Raw genomic sequence first — 18,863 nt, 5'->3', positions numbered from 1 at the left:
TTATTTCCGCTTTTTGCGGCTCCGAATGAGGAGGAAGATAAAGGCGATTAAACCAAAAATATTAAAGAAAATAATTCCCAGAGCTGCTAATAATTTTTTCGTCTTGCTCATTTCCAATCCCCTTTCTCTTAGTATTTCTTACTATCATATCAAAAATACGGTTTTTTGAATAGCAGAAAGGGTAAAAGATGGTTGGGAAGTCATGAATATTTCAAGAAAATAAGACTATCTTCAAAAATTACAATTTATAAGTTTGTCCAGAAGAAGTGAGCCAACTAAATAAAAAAGAGGAAGATCCATTAAATAAATCTTCCTCAATTTTAGAAATAATTTAGAATTTCTTGAATGATAATTGAATTTTGTGCTTTAAAATAAAGAAAGAAGTCAAAGAACAAAGCCAGATAGTGTGACTAGCTCTAACCAAATGGCATAAGACTTCTTTCTTACAAAAATGTAAGATAAAAATCAAAAATGAAAGGATAAGTTATGGTTGTCTTCTTTTCTTTATTTTATGATAATACTGAGCTGTAGAAAGGCAAAAGAAGAAACTTTTAGCGCATGGTGACAAATTCTTCGGAGCCAGTTGGGTGGATGGCAACGGTGGCGTCGAAGTCGGCTTTGGTAGCTCCCATCTTAATAGCAACAGCGAAGCCTTGGATCATCTCATCTACGCCATAGCCAATGCCGTGGAGGCCGACAACCTTTTCATCCTGACCAGCAGTGATAAGCTTGAAGCGAGCCTGCTGGCGGTGCTGGGTGACAGCTGAGTACATGGATGTGAAGCTAGAGGTGTAGACATGAACTTGCTCAGCACCATAATCTCGAATAGCTTCTTCCTCCGTCAGCCCTACTGTGCCAATAGCGGGGTGGGAGAAGACGACAGTCGGAATAGTGGAGTAATCCATCTTGGCATCTGTCTTGCCGTTAAAGAGGCGCTCAGACAGGGTGCGGCCAGCCTTGATTGCTACTGGCGTCAGCTCTTTTTCGCCCGTCACATCGCCCAAGGCATAGATGCCAGGTACGACAGTGTTTTGGTACTCATCCACAGCGATAAAGCCACGGTCATTTAGGGTAACTCCTGCAGCATCAAGATTGAGCCCTTGGACATTTGGCTTGCGGCCAATAGCCCAGATGATCCGATCGGCAATATGGCTACTGCCGTCTTGGAAGTAGAGTTGTAGTTGGCCATCAGGAAGTTTTTCCACTCGTTCGGGTATCTTGTGAGCATGAAGACTAGGGCCAGATTTTTCCATCTCAGCTACCAATCCGTCAATCAGATAGCTATCGAAATTGCGGAGAGGACGGTCGCGACGGACAAAGAGATCCGTCTTGACACCTAGAGTATGGAGGACACCAGCAAGCTCCACTGCGATATAGCCTGCTCCGACGACAGCAACAGACTTGGGTAGCTCTTCCCAAGCAAAGACATCATCAGAAGTCTCACCGTATTCGGCACCAGGAATCTGAGGAATGGCTGCATGTGCACCCGTTGCGATAACGATGTGCTTGGCGCGAATCAATTCTCCATTGACTTCGACTGTATGCTTGTCAACGAAATGAGCGCGACCTTCGATCAGTTCAACGCCGTTGCGTTTGAAGCTGCCATCATAGGATGAGCGAGCGCGGTCAATGTAGGCTTCCCGATTCTTTCGTAAGGTAGCAAAGTCAAAGTGCTGATTTTCTGAAGTAAAGCCATAGTCTGGTCCGTAGTGTTGGATGGCCTCGGCAATCTGAGCACCGTACCACATGATTTTTTTAGGGACACAACCGACATTGACACAGGTTCCCCCTAATTTCTTTTCTTCAATGACAGCTGCTTTAGCACCATGCTCACCAGCACGATTCATGGTAGCAATACCCCCGCTACCACCGCCAATTGCAATAATATCGAATTCTTTCATAGTTAGATAGAAGCTCCTTTAATCAATATGAAGTAATTGTACCTTTTTTAGAAAATGAATGCAAAAATCTGCTATGATTTAGAGATCCTGCAGCGTTTTTAGAGGAAAAATGGTCTTTTAGGGATTTTGTCTCTTTTCCTATCACAATATGTTAGGCATATGATATAATGTAGTATAAAAGAAAAATGGTTTTCATCAAGAGGAGGAAAAAAGATGAAAAAGCTGAAAAAATGGCAGCTATTTAGTATTATCGGAGTTGCTGTTGTAGTTGTATTGGGAGCAATTTCTGCAATAGTCCTGAGCAATCTTAGTTCTACAACAGAACCTAAGGAAGTTGCACCAATTGTGCAGCAGGCAAAAGAAGGTAGCATAGCCTCATCTGTCCTGTTGACGGGGACCGTAACGGCTAACTCAGAGCAATATGTTTATTATGATGCTACCAAGGGCGACTTGGAGTCCGTCCTAGTCAATGTTGGCGACCAAGTAGCTGTAGGACAAGCACTTGTTCAATATAAGAGCACAGAAGCTCAAGCAAATTATGATGCAGCAGTTCGTGCTGTCAATAAGGCTGACCGTCAGATTAATGACTTACAGACTAATGGGGCGACAGTAGAAAAAACTGGCGATGAAGAGACGGATAGTAAATCCCTTGCTTCTGCTCAACGTACCGTCGATTCTCAACTGGCTGATTTGCGTGATGCACGTTCAGACGCTGTGGACAATATGAACAAGGCGCAAGCTTTGTTGAATGCAGCGACTGTTACAAGTACTGTTGAGGGGACAGTAGTAGAAGTAAACCGCGATGTATCCAAATCCACAACAGGAACTAACCAAACCTTGGTGCACATCGTCAGCAATGGTAGCCTTCAAATCAAGGGAGAACTCTCTGAGTACAATCTGGCTAATTTGTCAGTTGGACAAGAAGTAACCATTACCTCAAAAGTGTATCCAGATAAAAAATGGACAGGTAAAATTAGCTATATTTCCAACTATCCTAAGGATGGACAGCAAGCTTCATCAACTAATACAGGTGGCGCAGCTTCCTCTGCAAAATATCCATTTACAGTCGATATTACAAGTGAAATTGGTGATTTGAAGCAAGGTTTCTCTGTCAGCGTTGAAGTGAAAAACAATACAAAAGGGATTCTTGTACCAGCAAGCAGTATCATCTCAGACGGAGACAAGAACTACGTTTGGACTGTCGAAAAAGGTAAAGCAAAGAAAGTGGAAGTGACCTTAGGAAATGCTGATGCTGAAAATCAAGAAATCTCATCTGGTTTGACAAAAGACAGTAAAGTTATCACCAATCCAACAGATAGCTTGAAAGATGGTCAAGAGGTGAAAGCGGATGAAAAAACTCATTGATCTACGGAATATTAATAAAACCTATCGGAATGGTGATCAAGAACTTAAAGTTTTAAAAAATATCAATTTGACAGTTGAAGAAGGCGAGTTTGTGGCCATTATGGGGCCGTCAGGTTCCGGAAAGTCCACCCTGATGAATATTATCGGGATGTTGGATCGTCCTTCTACTGGTGAGTATTTTTTAGGAAATGAAGATGTTGCAAACTTGGGTGACAAAAAATTAGCCAAGGTTCGCAATAATCAAATCGGCTTCGTTTTTCAGCAATTTTTCCTCTTATCTAAATTAAATGCCCTTCAAAATGTGGAACTCCCGTTGATTTATGCGGGGGTGTCACAAGGAAGTCGAAAAAATTTAGCTAAGCAGTATTTAGAAAAAGTAGATTTGGGCACTCGTATGACTCACTTGCCATCAGAGTTGTCTGGGGGACAGAAGCAACGTGTTGCGATTGCGCGTGCCTTGGTAAACAATCCTTCGATTATTCTTGCCGACGAGCCGACAGGAGCCCTCGATACCAAAACTGGCGAGCAAATTATGGAACTCTTGACGGAGTTGAACGCTGAAGGAAAAACGATTATCATGGTTACTCACGAACCTGAAATTGCTGCCTATGCTAAGCGTCAGATTGTCATTCGTGATGGGGTCATCTCTTCAGATAGCGCTGAGAAGGAGGAACGTGATTAATGCAAAATTTTAAATTTGCCATTAGTTCCATTCTTGGGCATAAGATGCGGGCTTTTCTGACCATGATTGGGATTATCATCGGGGTTGCGTCTGTTGTCGTCATCTTGGCACTGGGAAATGGAATGCAACAGGGAGTTACCAAGAGCATCACAAAAGAACAGAAGTATGTCAGCTTGCTTTATTCTCCCACTAAAAATAATTATACGATGGGAGTTAATTTGATGGAGGTCAATGGTGGTCAAGATGCAGATAGTGAGATACTAGAGGAACCACCTGTTGTCCAAGAGTCTTGGGTCAAGGAACTACTCAAAATTGACGGAGTCAAGGGCTATTATGTGACCAACGGTTCGACAGCTGACTTTTCTTATCAGAACAAGAAGTCTGATAAGGTCAACATTACGGGCGTGAATGCTACATTCTTTAAAATTAGAAAATATGAGATTTTAGCTGGACGAACTCTCTTGCCTAGTGACTATCAAAGTTTTTCTAATGTGATGATGATTGATGAAACAGTGGCAACCAGCCTGTTTGGAAGTAGTGCGGAAGCCCTGAATAAAATAGTTTCAGTCGGTGATAGTAATTATCGGGTTGTTGGTATCTATAAGGATCCCAATGCTGGTCAGAGCATGAGTATGAGCTCAGGTAGCGCCTTGATGGCTAATACACAGGTAGCATCTGAATTTCATACAGATGAAATCTCAACTGTCTATATCTATGTGCCAGAAGTGGATCGTATCAACGAAGTTGGTGTAGAAGCGGCCAAAGAATTGACGGCTCTTTCAGGAGCTCGTCAAGGAGAATATCAAATCCTGAATATGGATACCTTGCTGGAGCAGTACAATCAAATCACAGGAACTATGACCGGTGTTATCGGAGCTATTGCAGGAATTTCCCTCTTTGTTGGTGGTATCGGTGTGATGAATATCATGCTAGTATCCGTTACAGAGCGGACACGGGAAATTGGTTTGCGAAAAGCTCTTGGAGCAACGCGTGGAAATATTCTCACGCAGTTCTTGATTGAATCCATGGTATTGACCCTTATCGGTGGCCTGCTTGGTCTTAGCCTTGCCTACGGGATCAATGCTCTGCTAGCTGCAGTCGTGCCTGAAAACGTATTTGGAGGCCCACCAGTTGTCTCTGTCACTGCAGCAGTTGGAAGCCTTGTCTTCTCAGCCATGGTTGGGATTGTCTTTGGTATCCTGCCAGCCAATAAAGCATCTAAATTAGATCCGATTGAAGCGCTGAGATATGAATAATGTAAGTAAAAGTCTGGGAAACCAGACTTTTTGTCATGTGAAAAATCCCACTGGAATTCCAGTGGGATTTGTTTTTTAAAAATTGTGTAAGTTTGAGATTACTTCATTGTTGGGAAGAGCAATACATCGCGAATGGTAGTCACATCTGTGAGCAACATTACAAGACGGTCGATACCGATTCCGAGGCCTCCAGTTGGTGGCATACCGTATTCCAAAGCTTCAACGTAATCATAGTCGATACCAGTTGCTTCGTCATCGCCCAGTTCTTTAGCTTTTGCCTGTGCTTCAAAACGTGATAATTGATCGATTGGATCGTTCAACTCAGTGAAGGCGTTGGCATATTCTTTGGTCATGATGAAGAGCTCAAAGCGGTCCGTGAAGCGTGGGTCTTCTGGGTTTTTCTTAGCCAGAGGTGACACAGCAACGGGGTGACCGTAGACAAAGGTTGGCTGAATCAAGGTTTCTTCAACAAATTCTTCAAAGAAAGCATTGATGATGTGTCCAACTTCAGTATAATGTTTTTCAACTGGTACTTTCTTTTCCTTAGCCAAGGCAGCAGCCTCTTCGAAGGTCATATCTTGCCAGAAGTCTACGCCAGTGATCTCTTTAATAGCATCCACCATATGAACACGTTTGAATGGCTCGTTGATCTTGATCTCAGTGCCTTGGTAGTTGACTGGACCATCACCTTTAACTGCTTTAGCAGCATGTTGGATAATGCCTTCTGTCAAGTCCATGATGTCTTGGAAATCAGCATAGGCTTGGTAAACTTCGATAGAAGTGAACTCAGGGTTATGAGTGGCATCCATCCCTTCGTTACGGAAGATACGGCCAATTTCATAGACGCGTTCCATACCACCGACGATAAGGCGTTTCAAGTGAAGCTCAGTTGCAATCCGTAGCACCATGTCAATGTTTTGAGCATTGTGGTGGGTAATGAATGGACGAGCAGCAGCACCGCCTGCTTCGTTGTGGAGAACAGGTGTTTCAACTTCAAGAAAGCCTTGACCATCCAAGTAACGACGGATTTCTGAGATAATTTTTGAACGAGTGACAAAGCGCTCAAAGCTTTCACGGTTAGAAATCAAGTCCAAATAACGTTTGCGGTAGATAGTTTCAACGTCAGTCAAACCGTGGAATTTCTCTGGAAGGGGACGCAGAGCTTTTGAAAGGTGAGTAATATGTGTTGCTTTGATAGAGAGTTCTCCCATATCTGTGCGCATCACATCGCCTTCAATTCCCAAGAAGTCACCCAAGTCAGCTTTTTTGAAAATCTCATAGTTTTCTTCACCAACCTCGTCCTTACGAACGTAAATCTGGATTTGGCCTTCACAGTCTTGGATGTGGGCAAAGCCGACTTTCCCTTTTCCACGTTTAGTCATCAAACGACCAGCAATAGTTGCTTTTTCGTTCAATTCATGTAATTCTTCTTTGGATTTGTCGCTATATTTTTCTTTAAGTTGAGCAGAATTTGCAGTGCGTTCAAAACGTTTTCCGAAAGGATCAATTCCTTGCTCAGCCAGCGCGGCCATTTTTTCACGGCGAATAATCTGCTGGTCATTTAATTCTTCAATATGTTCAGTAGTCATTTTCTTCCTCCTAAGGCTTTCCCTTCTATTCTATCACAAAATAAAATGAAATTCAGCAATAATTATCGATAAAAATAGAAAAACTGCGATGTTTAAAGATTCGCAGTTTCATCAGTTAGCATGTAATCTAAGTTGTTCCAAGTAAGTAACTTGAAAGAGTCAAAATCGTCTGTTTCCAAAATGGTGACACTAGCGTTGGCCAAGCCTCCGTCCTTACGGAGCAAAGATGTTTCGTAACCGAGCAGGCGACGAATGCTGGCAGTTAGGTTGGCTCCATGTCCGATAATCAAGACATTTTGATAACCTTTCCCTTTGAGAGACTTCACGAAGGCAATTGTCCGATTGGTGGTTTGAGCGACGGATTCTGCATCAAATAGTTGGTGATCAAACTGGGATAGATCGTGGCGAAAAGCCCACATCTGCTGAGGATAAGTGTTTTCTACAGTAGTAATTTTGGCTCCTTCTAGTTTTCCAAGAGCCCACTCTCTTAGTTCAGGAGTCGAAACAATGTCGGTTTGATACTGGTTTTCACTTTGGATAATTTCTGCAGAACGGTAAGCACGCGGCAAATCGCTAGAGTAGATTTTATCGAATTGAACGTTTGATAAATGCTTGCCCAAACGCTTGAGCTCATCAATGGATGTCGCCAGTAGTGGAGAATCTCCGCTTGCCCCTTGGAAACGCATTTCTAGATTCCATTCGGTTTTTCCATGTCGGATAAAATACAATTTCATATCAAGATCCTTTTTCTTTTTGAAGCTAAAAACTTAGTCCTCTTTCAAGTCTGCGAACTGCGCTTGAACAAAATCAGCCAAGTCCTGAGCCTTGATCTGGATGCTACGGCCGATCTCGCCAGCAGAAACAATGATGCTTTCGCGACTCAGAGCCGTTTGGTCAATGAAAATGGGGAAGGAGTGTTTTTGGCGAATGCCTATAGGATTATTGGCGCCATGGATGTAACCAGTCGTTTTTTCTAAATCTTTCTGCGGAATCATGCTGACTTTTTTATTGCCTGAAATTTTTGCTAATTTCTTTTCCGACAGATGTTCGGTGATGGGGAGAATGCCAATGACTGTTCCTGTTTTATCCCCGTTTAAAGCCAGTGTTTTATAAATGAGTGAGCGGTCAAATTCCTCTGTCAGGCTATCATCCAAAGCATTAATCTGCAAGCCTTGGTGCTCGATTTTTGCCTTGTTTAAAATTTGCTCAACCAGTGTTTTTTTGAGTTTTGTCTTTTTAGCCATTATTTATATTTCTCTTCTAATTGGGACATCCAAATTCCTAGCCAGATACCTAGTCCAAAGAAAAAGGCAGCAAGAACGAGTGTGAAAATGGATACGCCTGCATAACTAATGCTCTCACTGTTGCCACTTTGAGGGAGAACAATGAGCAAGGTGCTGGACAATACAATGCCAATGATAAAATGGTAAACGCGGGAATGATAATGCTTCAAAATGTAATCCATGGCTTTTGAAAAGAGAATCAGAGCCAGAGCGCCACCGATACCGATTGGCAGGAAGGTGCCAAATAAATCCAGGCGTTTAAATCCTGTCAGCATGGGAGTATAGAGCCCTAAAATCAATAGCAGATTTGAAGGGCTGAGTCCCGGAATCAAGATTCCTAAAGCGATAAGAGCACCCGCTAAAACAAAGGACAGGAAATTAGCTGGCAGTGTTCCCACCATTCCATTCAGCGAGTAAAGAAAGATCCCTGACAAGATGAAACTAAGCCAGAAGGTAACAGTGTCGGCTCGATCTCTGTCGGATTCCTTGACGGATTCTTTGATTAGGCTGGGAATGGTGCCGATGATGGCTCCAGCAAAGCCCCAGAGAACGATAACCTTGTAATTATCCAGCAAGAGATTGACTGGATAGGAGAAGGCTGCGATCCCTAAAACCATCCCAATAGCTACAGGAGTGAAGTAGAGAACATTCTCGATAAAATTTTCTTTGATATGGGCTAAAAAGCGAATCATTCGCTCATAAATCCCCAAAATAGCAGCTAATACACCGCCAGACACACCAGGCAGAATGAAGCCAAGCGCGATAATCATTCCTTTTAAAACTCTAGCAATCCATGAAATCATAATATCTCCCTACAAGTTTTTTCATTAGACTATTGTACCATAAAGCTACACACTTTTCTGAAAAAAGCAAGAAAAATATCTTGTACAGAGAAAAAAGATACAAGATTTCCTAACAGTTATCTTGCATCTTTTTTATTTTGGTGTTGAAAATAATTTCTTATAAGTCTCTTTTTTATCCTGTACAGGAGAGAGCTGATTGAGGTCTAAGTTATGTGGGAAACCTTCCAATTTACCTTCTGAGGTGTATTGATGGAGGTCATAGGGCTGTTCAGTATTTGGAGCAGCGTTATAGTAGCCGTCATTATAGCCATAAGTTGGAATCCAAACGGCAGTAAATTTCTCAGTTGAGATACTATGCTCTTCCATGAAATAGGTCCCAATGTAGATACCAATATTTTGAGCTCCAAGACTTTCAAGCTTGGCACGAAAGGCCTCAATTCCTGCGTTCATGTCGCCCATGGTCTTTTCTTCAACATCAAGCCAGTAAAAGGTAGGTTTATATTTCGAAGATGCCTTGTAGAAGCTTTCAGCCTCTTTTTCCATTTCTTTGATATTGCCTGCTGCTATATAAGCATACACAGCCACAGGAATCCCCCGTTTTTGAAACTCTTGGATATGGGTAGCAAATGATTTGTCAAGTCCATTTAAATGAGTGGCAACATTTTCTTTTTTTGCTTGAGCTCCACTATGCACGCGAATGATAGCACCAGAAATATTTGTTGATAAGGTATCATAGTCTATTTCGCTGGGCAATTGCCAACCGGAAAGGTCAACGATAGGCTTATTAAGCAATTCTTCCTCAGGTTCGTCTGAAGGAGTTTCCTCCTTTTTTTTCTTGGTTGTCACCTGACTGACTTGAGATTTTTTTGTTTGGGCTTGTTTAATTTGCACATCAAGATGGTGCTTGCTTATGACAATATATAGAATAAAGCAAGCAAAGAATAGCAAGAGTGCAAGCGGTTTAATCCTTTTTCTCATACTGTTTCATTGTAACGTAAAATAAATAGAAAAGCAAAGTATTTATCTATATTTCCATCGAAATACGAAAATGTAATCTGATTGCAATAGAAGATAAAACAATTTGAAATAATTGGATATTTGAGGCGATAAATAAGTAAATATCTATTGAGACCACCCTAATGCTTTTTTTTCGAATCAAAAGGTGGTATAATGAAGGTTGAATTTTTAGAAATTAAATGGTGAAATATGAAAATTGACAAAAAGCATTTATTGAATTACTCAATTTTGATTCCGTACATGCTGTTATCTGGCATTGGCTTGATTGTCGTTTATTCCACGACGAGTCCTATCCTCATTCAAAATGGGCTCAATAGTTTTCGAATGGTCGCCACTCAAGCAGGTTTCTGGCTCTTCAGCTTGGTGATGATTGGGATTATTTACCGAATGAAGCTGGATTTTCTGAAGAGGCCAGGAGTGATTACGTTTGTTATCATAGCTGAAATTATTCTTCTTTTACTCTCACGCTTTATCACAGGAACGATCAATGGGGCACATGGTTGGCTCAAAATAGGCCCAGTTACTGCTCAGCCGGCAGAATACCTGAAGATTATTTTGGTCTGGTATTTGGCCCTACAGTTTTCTAAGAAACAAGAGCAAATAGAAGTATATGATTATCAAGCAATCACCTTTAATCAGTTGATTCCGCGTGCCGTTACTGACTGGCGGGTTATTGTTGCTTTCCTGATAGGCCTGGTGGTTATTATGCCCGATTTGGGAAATGCGACCATCCTGCTCTTGACAGTTTTGATTGTAATTTCTACCAGCGGAATTGCTTACAGATGGTTCTCGACCATGCTTGGCGCTGTTGTAGGAGGGTCGGCAGCAGTTTTAGCGAGTATTTGGTTGATAGGTGTCAAGCGTGTTGAGCAAGTTCCTGTTTTTGGATATGTTGCAAAGCGTTTTAGTGCTTTTTTCAACCCTTTCGACGATTTGTCTGGCTCAGGTCACCAGTTGGCCAATTCTTACTATGCCATGAGTAATGGTGGTTGGTTTGGCTTAGGCTTAGGAAACTCCATCGAAAAACGAGGTTACCTACCAGAGGCTCATACAGACTTTGTTTTCTCGATTGTTATTGAGGAAGTCGGATTCTTTGGAGCAACTTTAATTTTAGCCCTGCTCTTTTTCTTGATTTTACGGATTATTCTCGTAGGTACAAGGGCTAAAGACCCATTTAATTCTATGATGGCTTTGGGAATTGGTGGTATGATTCTAATGCAAACCTTTGTCAATATTGGTGGTATCTCGGGCTTGATCCCTTCAACCGGTGTAACCTTCCCATTCTTATCTCAGGGGGGGAACAGTTTATTGGTTCTATCAGTTGCCATTGCCTTTGTTTTAAATATTGATGCTAATGAGCGACGAAACGCCATGTATCAGGAACTAGAAGTAAGTCAATCCTAAAAGATCTTCTTGTATGTTAGCTCTTCAGCAATAGAAAGGTGTAAATAATGTCATTTACAAAATTAGAAAATTATAGCAATAAAGAAATGATTCGAGAAGAAGTCTCTATTTTAACGGACTTGTTGGTAGATATTACTCGGGATATTCTCAGTCCTGACACTTTTGCTAAAATCTCCATGATTGAAGAACTAGCAGTTCAATCTAAATACCAAGAGCTGAAAGCAGTAGTAGAAGAATTATCCACGGATGATATGGTCTATATCTCACGCTATTTTGCTATTTTACCTCTGCTCATCAATATTTCTGAAGATGTTGACTTGGCTTATGAGATCAATCATCAAAATAATATTGACCAAGACTACCTTGGTAAGCTTTCGACGACGATTGATTTAGTTTCAACACGAGAAAATGCGCAGGAAATCCTGGAAAATCTAAATGTTGTTCCTGTTTTGACTGCTCATCCGACTCAGGTTCAGCGCAAGACCATGTTGGATTTGACCAATCATATCCATACACTTTTGCGTCAGCATCGTGATGTTAAAGCTGGTCTGGTGAACGAAAAGAAATGGTTAGCCAATCTCCGTCGCTATATCGAGCTGATGATGCAGACCGATATGATTCGGGAAAAGAAACTTAAGGTTACCAATGAAATCACTAACGTTATGGAGTACTATAACAGTTCTTTTCTTCAAGCAATCACGAACCTGATGCTAGAGTATAAACGCTTAGCAGAAGAAAAAGGAATCCATTTGGAAAATCCTAAACCAATCACCATGGGAATGTGGATTGGTGGTGACCGTGATGGAAATCCATTTGTAACCGCTGAAACTCTGAAATTGTCTGCGACGGTACAGAGCGAAGTTATTCTGAATTACTACATTGACAAGGTTTATACGCTCTATCGTAACTTCTCCCTATCTACTAATCTTTCAAAAACAAGTGAAGCTGTAGCCAAGATGGCAGCTTTGTCCAGCGACAAGTCTGTTTATCGGGAAAATGAGCCTTATCGCCGTGCTTTTCATTACATTCAGTCCAAGTTGATTCAGACCTTACTTTATCTGAAAGAAGGTAATTTCTCCGGTGAAGGGCATCGTTTGGCTGATAAAGCTGAAGCAGTCCTGCATGCAAATGCTGCTACCTCGGTCAGCCATAATGGTAGAGAAATCATTCCAAATTATATCCAGTCTAAACTTAGTGGTAGTTTAGATGAATTACGAAAAGAACAACTTCCATCTTACAAAGATGCGCAAGAGTTTAAGGAAGATCTTCTAGTTATTCGTGATTCTTTGCTGGAGCACAATGGACAAGCTCTGGTGACCGGAGAACTTACTGAATTGCTACAAGCAGTTGACATTTTTGGTTTCTTCTTGGCCAGCATTGACATGCGTCAGGATTCCAGTGTCCATGAGGCTTGTGTGGCGGAGCTCTTGGCTTCTGCTAATATCGTAAAAGATTACAGCAGCTTGTCAGAGGAAGAAAAATGCCAAGTTCTCCTCAAGCAGCTTCTGGAGGATCCACGGATCCTGTCAGCCACTCATGCACCTAAATCTGAACTTCTACAAAAAGAATTGGAGATTTTCAAGACGGCTCGTCAGCTTAAGGATGCGATTGGCGAAGATGTTATCAAGCAAAATATTATTTCCCATTCGACTAGCGTATCAGATCTGCTAGAGTTGGCGATTATGCTCAAGGAAGTCGGCTTGATCGATGAAGAAGGTGCGCGTGTGCAGATTGTTCCTCTGTTTGAAACGATTGAGGACTTGGATAACTCCTGCGATACTATGGAGAAATATCTGTCTCTGCCAATTGCTCAAAAATGGATCGCTTCTAAAAACAACTACCAAGAAATCATGCTGGGCTACTCAGATAGTAATAAGGATGGTGGCTATTTATCATCGTGCTGGACACTTTATAAGGCTCAGCAACAACTGACAGCTATTGGTGATAAGTTTGGCGTCAAGATTACCTTCTTCCATGGTCGTGGAGGAACTGTCGGTCGTGGCGGTGGCCCAACCTATGAGGCAATCACTTCGCAACCATTGCGAAGTATCAATGATCGTATCCGCCTGACAGAGCAGGGTGAGGTTATCGGCAATAAATATGGTAATAAGGACGCTGCTTACTACAATCTGGAAATGCTCGTATCGGCAGCTATTAACCGTATGATAAGCTATAAGAAGAGTGATAGTAATACGAGCAATGAATACGAGAGAGTGATGGATCGAGTGGTCGATCGAAGCTACCAAATCTATCGCGATCTAGTCTTTGGCGACGAACGTTTCTACGATTACTTCTTTGAGTCTAGTCCTATTAAGGCCATTTCTAGCTTTAATATCGGTTCTCGTCCAGCGGCCCGTAAAACGATAACTGAAATCGGCGGCTTGAGAGCCATTCCTTGGGTCTTCTCATGGTCTCAAAGTCGGGTTATGTTCCCTGGTTGGTATGGCGTTGGCTCTAGCTTCAAAGAATTTATCGATGAAGATCCTGAAAAGAATCTGGCCTTCCTTCAATTTATGTATCAGAGATGGCCATTCTTCCAGTCCCTCTTGTCAAATGTTGATATGGTGCTGTCCAAGTCCAATATGAATATCGCTTTTGAATATGCGCAACTTTGTGAAGACCAAAATGTACGCGATATTTTCAATACAATCCTAGATGAATGGCAGCTGACCAAGGATGTTATCTTGGCGATTGAAGGCCATGACGAGCTCTTAGCAGAAAATGCCTATCTCAAGGATAGCTTGAACTATCGGATGCCTTATTTCAATGTTTTGAACTATATTCAGCTTGAGCTGATCAAGCGTCAGCGCCGAGGAGAACTTTCACCAGAACAAGAACGTTTGATCCACATTACCATCAATGGAATTGCGACAGGACTACGAAATTCTGGTTGATGCACAAGGAGCTTTAAATACTATCAATAAAAAATCGGCTTTTGAGCCGATTTTTTATTGAGTTTAAACTATTTTGAATCAATAACTTATTTCCTGTGATTCGTGTAAATAAAAAATGAAAAAGTTTTCATATCTGTGCGCTAAAATACTTGAAAGTGTTTACAATTAGTGATACAATGATAAGTGTAGAAAAATGAAAACGATATTTTCAACAAAAGAAAGGAAACTATATGAACACAGACGACACAGTAACCATTTATGATGTCGCCCGTGAAGCGGGAGTTTCAATGGCGACAGTCAGCCGAGTTGTAAATGGTAACAAGAATGTAAAAGAAAATACACGAAAAAAAGTACTAGAAGTAATTGAACGTCTTGACTATCGTCCTAATGCAGTTGCCCGTGGCTTGGCCAGCAAAAAGACGACCACTGTTGGTGTTGTAATTCCTAATATCACGAATAGTTACTTCTCTACTTTAGCCAAAGGGATTGATGATATTGCCGAAATGTATAAGTACAATATCGTCCTGGCAAACAGCGATGAAGATGATGACAAGGAAGTTTCGGTTGTTAATACCCTTTTCTCTAAGCAAGTAGATGGTATTATTTTTATGGGTTACCATCTGACAGAGAAAATTCGCTCAGAATTTTCACGTTCACGGACACCAGTGGTTCTAGCGGGCACGGTGGATGTAGAACATCAGTTACCAAGTGTCAATATTGATTATAAACAGGCAACGGTTGATGCTGTGGAACTATTGGCTAAACGCAACAAGAAAATTGCTTTTGTCAGCGGTCCTTTGGTAGATGATATCAATGGTAAAATCCGCTTGTCTGGCTACAAAGAAGCTCTGAAGGGCAAGAAAATTTCATATAGCGAAGGCTTGGTCTTCGAGTCTAAATATAGCTACGATGACGGTTATCATCTAGCTGAACGTCTGATTGCTTCAAAGGCAACGGCGGCTTTTGTGACCGGAGATGAGTTGGCAGCAGGTTTGCTTAATGGTTTGGCTGATCGAGGTGTTCGTATTCCTGAAGACTTTGAAATCATTACTAGCGATGATTCGCAAATTGCTCGCTTTACTCGCCCTAATCTGTCTACTATCGGACAACCTCTGTATGACATCGGTGCGATTAGTATGCGGATGCTGACGAAGATTATGCATAAAGAAGAGTTGGAAGAGCGCGAAGTTCTCTTAGCTCATACGATCAATGAACGTAAATCGACTCGTAAATAATAAAATTGATACGGAATGGGACAGAATTAAATTTTGAAAGAATTTAGTTCTGTCTCGTTTTTTGTTTTAGTTAAACACAGTCGCCGAATATAAGAGACTCTGAGTTTCTTCTTTACAGAAATTTAGGTATAATAGAAGTAGGAATGCTGAAATTAGTTCTTGTTCCACTTATTTGACTGACGAAGGTTAAGAAGAAATAGGCTAGTTAGAGCTTGGGATAGATTTTCAGTAAAACGAAAAAAATAAAGAAGTGGAAACGCATTTTTTCTGTCTTCTTTTTACTAGTAGGCATCATTTATCGTAGCTGTATTAAGGAGAATTTTGTGATTACACAACTAGATACCAAGACTGTTTATAGTTTTATGGATAGTTTAGTCTCTATCAAAAAATATGTTCAAGGGGCCAAGGACTTGGGCTACAAAAGTCTAGGCATGATGGATGTGGACAATCTTTATGGGGCTTATCATTTTCTAGAGGAGGCAAAAGCGGCAGGACTTCAGCCCTTGCTAGGTCTGGAAATAGAAATTTATAAAGATGGAAATCCTCTCAATCTGAGACTGTTGGCCTTGGATAGTCAGGGCTATCGCAATTTGATGAAGATTTCGACTCTGAAAATGATGAATCGTCAAAATTGGGAAGACTTTCAACATCTTTTTAAAGGGCTGGCTCTGATTGTGCCAATCTTTGAGGGCGTGGATCAACTAGATCTTGGCTTGGACTTTTATGTTGGAGTCTTTCCAGATACGCCAAGGCAGGAATTGACTAGGCCAGTCCTGCCCTTACATACGGTTCGTTACTTTGAGCAGGGAGATTTGGAGACCTTGCAGATGTTGAGGGCGATTCGGGACAATATCAGCTTGCGAGAGGTAGGTCATCTGTCAAGCCATGAATTTTTATTAGCACCAGCCTCTTTAGAAGAAGCTTTCGCTGAAAACTTTCCAGAGAGTTTGGCCAACTTAGAGCGATTGGTGGCCGGTGTTCACTATGAAATCAATACTGAGTTGAAACTTCCGCGCTTCAATCCAGAGCGTCCTGCTGTAGAGGAGTTGCGGGAGTTAGTTGAGGCAGGATTAGCCAAGCGAGGACTTGCAGGTGAAGCCTATCAAGCAAGGCTGGATCAGGAGCTGGATGTCATTCATCAGATGGGCTTTGATGATTATTTCCTCATCGTCTGGGATTTGCTGCGCTTTGGCCGCAGTCAAGGTTATTACATGGGGATGGGACGTGGCTCTGCAGTTGGCAGTCTGGTGGCCTATGCTTTGGAAATTACAGGCATTGACCCAGTAGAAAAGAACCTGCTGTTTGAACGTTTCCTAAATCTAGAGCGCTATACCATGCCCGATATTGATATTGATATACCCGATGTGTATCGGCCAGAGTTTATCCGCTATGTCCGAGATCGCTATGGTAGCATGCATGCGGCTCAGATTGTGACCTACTCAACCTTTGGAGCCAAGCAGGCCATCCGAGATGTCTTTAAGCGCTTTGGTTTGCCAGAGTACGAGCTGACCAATATGACCAAAAAAATCGGCTTTCGAGACAACTTAACCACTGCTTATGAGCGAAATATAGCCTTTCGTCAGATTATCAATAGCAAACTAGAATACCAGAAGGCCTTTGAAATTGCCAAAAAAATCGAAGGAAATCCACGCCAGACCTCAATCCATGCGGCAGGTGTCGTCATGAGTGACGATGATTTGACCAATCAAATCCCCTTAAAATACGGGGAGGATATGTATCTCACCCAGTACGATGCCCACGGTGTGGAAAGTAATGGACTGCTTAAGATGGACTTTCTGGGCCTGCGCAATTTGACCTTTGTCCAGCGGATGAAAGAAGCGACTCTAGACAAATACGGAGTTGATATTGATATTGCTGGTATTGACCTGGAAGATGAGGAAACTCTACGCCTCTTTGCAGCGGGTAATACCAAGGGTATTTTCCAGTTTGAACAAGCGGGTGCCATCAGTCTTTTGAAAAGAGTCCAACCCGTCCAGTTTGAAGAAGTAGTGGCTACCACCTCTCTCAATCGTCCCGGAGCTAGTGATTATATTGATAACTTTGTCAAGCGCAAGCATGGTCGCGAGCGCGTGGAGATGATTGATCCGAGCTTGGAGGATATCTTGGCTCCAACTTATGGCATCATGCTTTATCAAGAGCAGGTCATGCAGGTCGCCCAGCGCTTTGGTGGTTTTAGTCTGGGGAAGGCCGATATTTTACGACGGGCGATGGGCAAGAAAAATGCTGCTGAAATGCATAAAATGGAGGAAGAATTTGTCAGGGGAGCTGTCAAATTGGGGCACTCAGAGACTAAAGCCAAGGAAGTCTTTGCGGTTATGGAGAAATTTGCCGGTTATGGCTTCAACCGCAGTCATGCCTATGCTTACTCAGCCCTAGCTTTTCAGTTGGCCTATTTCAAGGCTCATTATCCAGACATCTTCTTTGATGTTATGCTCAACTACTCGAGCTCGGACTATATCACGGATGCACTCGGCTTTGGCTTCGAACTGGCTCCTTTGACCATCCACAACATTCCCTATAAAGATAAGTTTCAGGAGCGGAAAATTTATCTTGGCCTGAAAAATATCAAGGGCTTGCCAAGGGATTTTGCTTTCTGGATCATAGAAGAGCGCCAAAAGAATCCCTTCAGCAGTGTGGAAGATTTCATTTTACGTCTGCCTCAGAGTTATCATAAGTTGCCACTTTTAAGTCCTTTGGTGCAATTGGGGCTCTTTGATGTTTTTGAGCCCAATCGCCAGAAGATTTTGCACAATCTACCGAATCTTTTTGTCTTTGCAGATGAGTTGGGGAGTTTATTTGCTGATACTAGCTATTCATGGACGGATGCTGAGGATTTTACTGCTGCAGAAAAGTTTGAGCAGGAGCAAGCCCTGATTGGGATTGGACTTAGTGCTCACCCGCTCATTAGCCTAGCCAAGAAAGCCAATCGTTCTTTTGTCTGGATTGAAGAGTTGGCAGATAATAGTAAGGCGACCATTCTAGTAGAAGTCCAGTCTATCAAGGTTATTCGCACAAAAAATGGTGAAAACATGGCCTTTATGCAAGTGACGGATACCAAGAAAAAGTTAGATGTTACTTTATTCCCTGAAGTTTATCGCCGCTTTGCTCAACTAATCCAAGAAAAAGGCTATTACTATCTGACTGGAAAAATTCAGGAGAGAGATGGCCGACTACAGATGGTTCTAGCAGGGGTGGAAAAAGCAAGCTCAGAACGCTTTTGGATCCAATTAGCTGATACTAGTCACGACAGGCAGATTGCGGAGATCCTGCAGCGATACCCAGGGGATATTCCCGTGGTGCTACGCTATGAGAATGACAAGAAAACGGTTCCTGCATCAGGCTTTCAAGTTCAAAAATCAGACCAACTTCAAGCTGAACTAGAAAATTACAGCATGAAAACGGTTTTTCGGTAA

13 protein-coding genes are annotated in these 18,863 nt (G+C 42.0%); 7 read left to right on the top strand and 6 right to left on the bottom strand.

Annotated features, from left to right (window positions below):
* Positions 1 to 551: 551 nt before the first annotated feature.
* Positions 552 to 1,901, bottom strand: a complete 1,350-nt coding sequence (gorA, locus tag FZ954_RS05075) for a glutathione-disulfide reductase (RefSeq protein ID WP_148877580.1) — start codon at positions 1,899 to 1,901, stop codon at positions 552 to 554.
* A gap of 213 nt (positions 1,902 to 2,114) precedes the next feature.
* On the opposite strand from gorA, the gene FZ954_RS05070 reads away from it, so the two are divergent.
* Genes FZ954_RS05070 through FZ954_RS05060 form a run of 3 tightly spaced genes read left to right on the top strand, consistent with a single transcriptional unit; the run spans position 2,115 to position 5,204 of the window.
* On the top strand, positions 2,115 to 3,266 hold the full coding sequence (locus FZ954_RS05070; protein ID WP_005590698.1) for an efflux RND transporter periplasmic adaptor subunit: 1,152 nt from the start codon (positions 2,115 to 2,117) through the stop codon (positions 3,264 to 3,266).
* Positions 3,250 to 3,948 (top strand): ABC transporter ATP-binding protein, encoded by a 699-nt coding sequence (locus tag FZ954_RS05065; RefSeq protein ID WP_125373290.1) that lies wholly within the window; start codon positions 3,250 to 3,252, stop codon positions 3,946 to 3,948. Before FZ954_RS05070 ends, FZ954_RS05065 begins: the two co-directional genes overlap by 17 nt.
* Positions 3,948 to 5,204, top strand: a complete 1,257-nt coding sequence (locus tag FZ954_RS05060) for an ABC transporter permease (RefSeq protein WP_125370650.1) — start codon at positions 3,948 to 3,950, stop codon at positions 5,202 to 5,204. The genes FZ954_RS05065 and FZ954_RS05060 overlap by 1 nt, the downstream gene beginning before the upstream one ends.
* 98 nt (positions 5,205 to 5,302) lie before the next feature.
* On the opposite strand, the gene lysS is transcribed toward FZ954_RS05060, so the two are convergent.
* From lysS to FZ954_RS05035, 5 genes are all read right to left on the bottom strand, one after another.
* The gene (gene lysS, locus FZ954_RS05055; RefSeq protein WP_148877579.1) at positions 5,303 to 6,793 is read right to left on the bottom strand and encodes a lysine--tRNA ligase; all 1,491 of its coding nucleotides are present in this window, start codon (positions 6,791 to 6,793) and stop codon (positions 5,303 to 5,305) included.
* 92 nt (positions 6,794 to 6,885) lie between these two features.
* On the bottom strand, positions 6,886 to 7,527 hold the full coding sequence (locus tag FZ954_RS05050; RefSeq protein WP_148877578.1) for a histidine phosphatase family protein: 642 nt from the start codon (positions 7,525 to 7,527) through the stop codon (positions 6,886 to 6,888).
* Positions 7,528 to 7,560: 33 nt separating this feature from the next.
* Complete coding sequence (locus FZ954_RS05045; protein WP_148877576.1) at positions 7,561 to 8,037, bottom strand: aminoacyl-tRNA deacylase; 477 nt, start codon at positions 8,035 to 8,037, stop codon at positions 7,561 to 7,563.
* Positions 8,037 to 8,879: a DUF368 domain-containing protein gene (locus FZ954_RS05040; protein ID WP_148877573.1), complete on the bottom strand. Its 843-nt coding sequence runs from the start codon at positions 8,877 to 8,879 to the stop codon at positions 8,037 to 8,039. The genes FZ954_RS05045 and FZ954_RS05040 overlap by 1 nt, the downstream gene beginning before the upstream one ends.
* A 132-nt stretch (positions 8,880 to 9,011) precedes the next feature.
* Positions 9,012 to 9,857 (bottom strand): glycoside hydrolase family 25 protein, encoded by an 846-nt coding sequence (locus FZ954_RS05035; protein ID WP_062005752.1) that lies wholly within the window; start codon positions 9,855 to 9,857, stop codon positions 9,012 to 9,014.
* Positions 9,858 to 10,085: 228 nt separating this feature from the next.
* Here FZ954_RS05035 and ftsW point away from each other — a divergent pair, with 228 nt between their 5' ends.
* The 4 genes from ftsW (at position 10,086) to FZ954_RS05015 (ending at position 18,863) form a co-directional block, all read left to right on the top strand.
* Positions 10,086 to 11,300 (top strand): cell division peptidoglycan polymerase FtsW, encoded by a 1,215-nt coding sequence (gene ftsW / locus FZ954_RS05030; RefSeq protein ID WP_045499297.1) that lies wholly within the window; start codon positions 10,086 to 10,088, stop codon positions 11,298 to 11,300.
* A gap of 47 nt (positions 11,301 to 11,347) precedes the next feature.
* Entirely contained in the window at positions 11,348 to 14,194 is a 2,847-nt protein-coding gene (gene ppc, locus FZ954_RS05025) for a phosphoenolpyruvate carboxylase (RefSeq protein WP_148877571.1), read from the top strand.
* A 230-nt stretch (positions 14,195 to 14,424) separates the two neighbouring features.
* On the top strand, positions 14,425 to 15,429 hold the full coding sequence (gene ccpA, locus FZ954_RS05020; RefSeq protein ID WP_005590686.1) for a catabolite control protein A: 1,005 nt from the start codon (positions 14,425 to 14,427) through the stop codon (positions 15,427 to 15,429).
* Between the two features lie 323 nt (positions 15,430 to 15,752).
* Positions 15,753 to 18,863 carry a DNA polymerase III subunit alpha gene (locus FZ954_RS05015; RefSeq protein WP_148877568.1) on the top strand — a complete coding sequence of 1,037 codons (3,111 nt, stop codon included), beginning with the start codon at positions 15,753 to 15,755 and terminating at the stop codon, positions 18,861 to 18,863.

Origin of the sequence: Streptococcus sp. Marseille-P7375, assembly GCF_902460365.1 — a bacterium.
GTDB lineage: Bacteria > Bacillota > Bacilli > Lactobacillales > Streptococcaceae > Streptococcus > Streptococcus cristatus_I.
Note: the sequence above shows the minus strand (reverse complement) of the source record. Positions and strands in the feature narration are given on the sequence as shown.

Coding starts and splice junctions, on each gene's coding strand:
- FZ954_RS05065 (WP_125373290.1), top strand. CDS start 3,250: ATGAAAAAACTCATTGATCTACGGAATATTAATAAAACCTATCGGAAT.
- ftsW (WP_045499297.1), top strand. CDS start 10,086: ATGAAAATTGACAAAAAGCATTTATTGAATTACTCAATTTTGATTCCG.
- ppc (WP_148877571.1), top strand. CDS start 11,348: ATGTCATTTACAAAATTAGAAAATTATAGCAATAAAGAAATGATTCGA.
- lysS (WP_148877579.1), bottom strand. CDS start 6,793: ATGACTACTGAACATATTGAAGAATTAAATGACCAGCAGATTATTCGC.
- FZ954_RS05060 (WP_125370650.1), top strand. CDS start 3,948: ATGCAAAATTTTAAATTTGCCATTAGTTCCATTCTTGGGCATAAGATG.
- gorA (WP_148877580.1), bottom strand. CDS start 1,901: ATGAAAGAATTCGATATTATTGCAATTGGCGGTGGTAGCGGGGGTATT.
- FZ954_RS05070 (WP_005590698.1), top strand. CDS start 2,115: ATGAAAAAGCTGAAAAAATGGCAGCTATTTAGTATTATCGGAGTTGCT.
- FZ954_RS05045 (WP_148877576.1), bottom strand. CDS start 8,037: ATGGCTAAAAAGACAAAACTCAAAAAAACACTGGTTGAGCAAATTTTA.
- FZ954_RS05040 (WP_148877573.1), bottom strand. CDS start 8,879: ATGATTTCATGGATTGCTAGAGTTTTAAAAGGAATGATTATCGCGCTT.
- FZ954_RS05050 (WP_148877578.1), bottom strand. CDS start 7,527: ATGAAATTGTATTTTATCCGACATGGAAAAACCGAATGGAATCTAGAA.
- ccpA (WP_005590686.1), top strand. CDS start 14,425: ATGAACACAGACGACACAGTAACCATTTATGATGTCGCCCGTGAAGCG.
- FZ954_RS05035 (WP_062005752.1), bottom strand. CDS start 9,857: ATGAGAAAAAGGATTAAACCGCTTGCACTCTTGCTATTCTTTGCTTGC.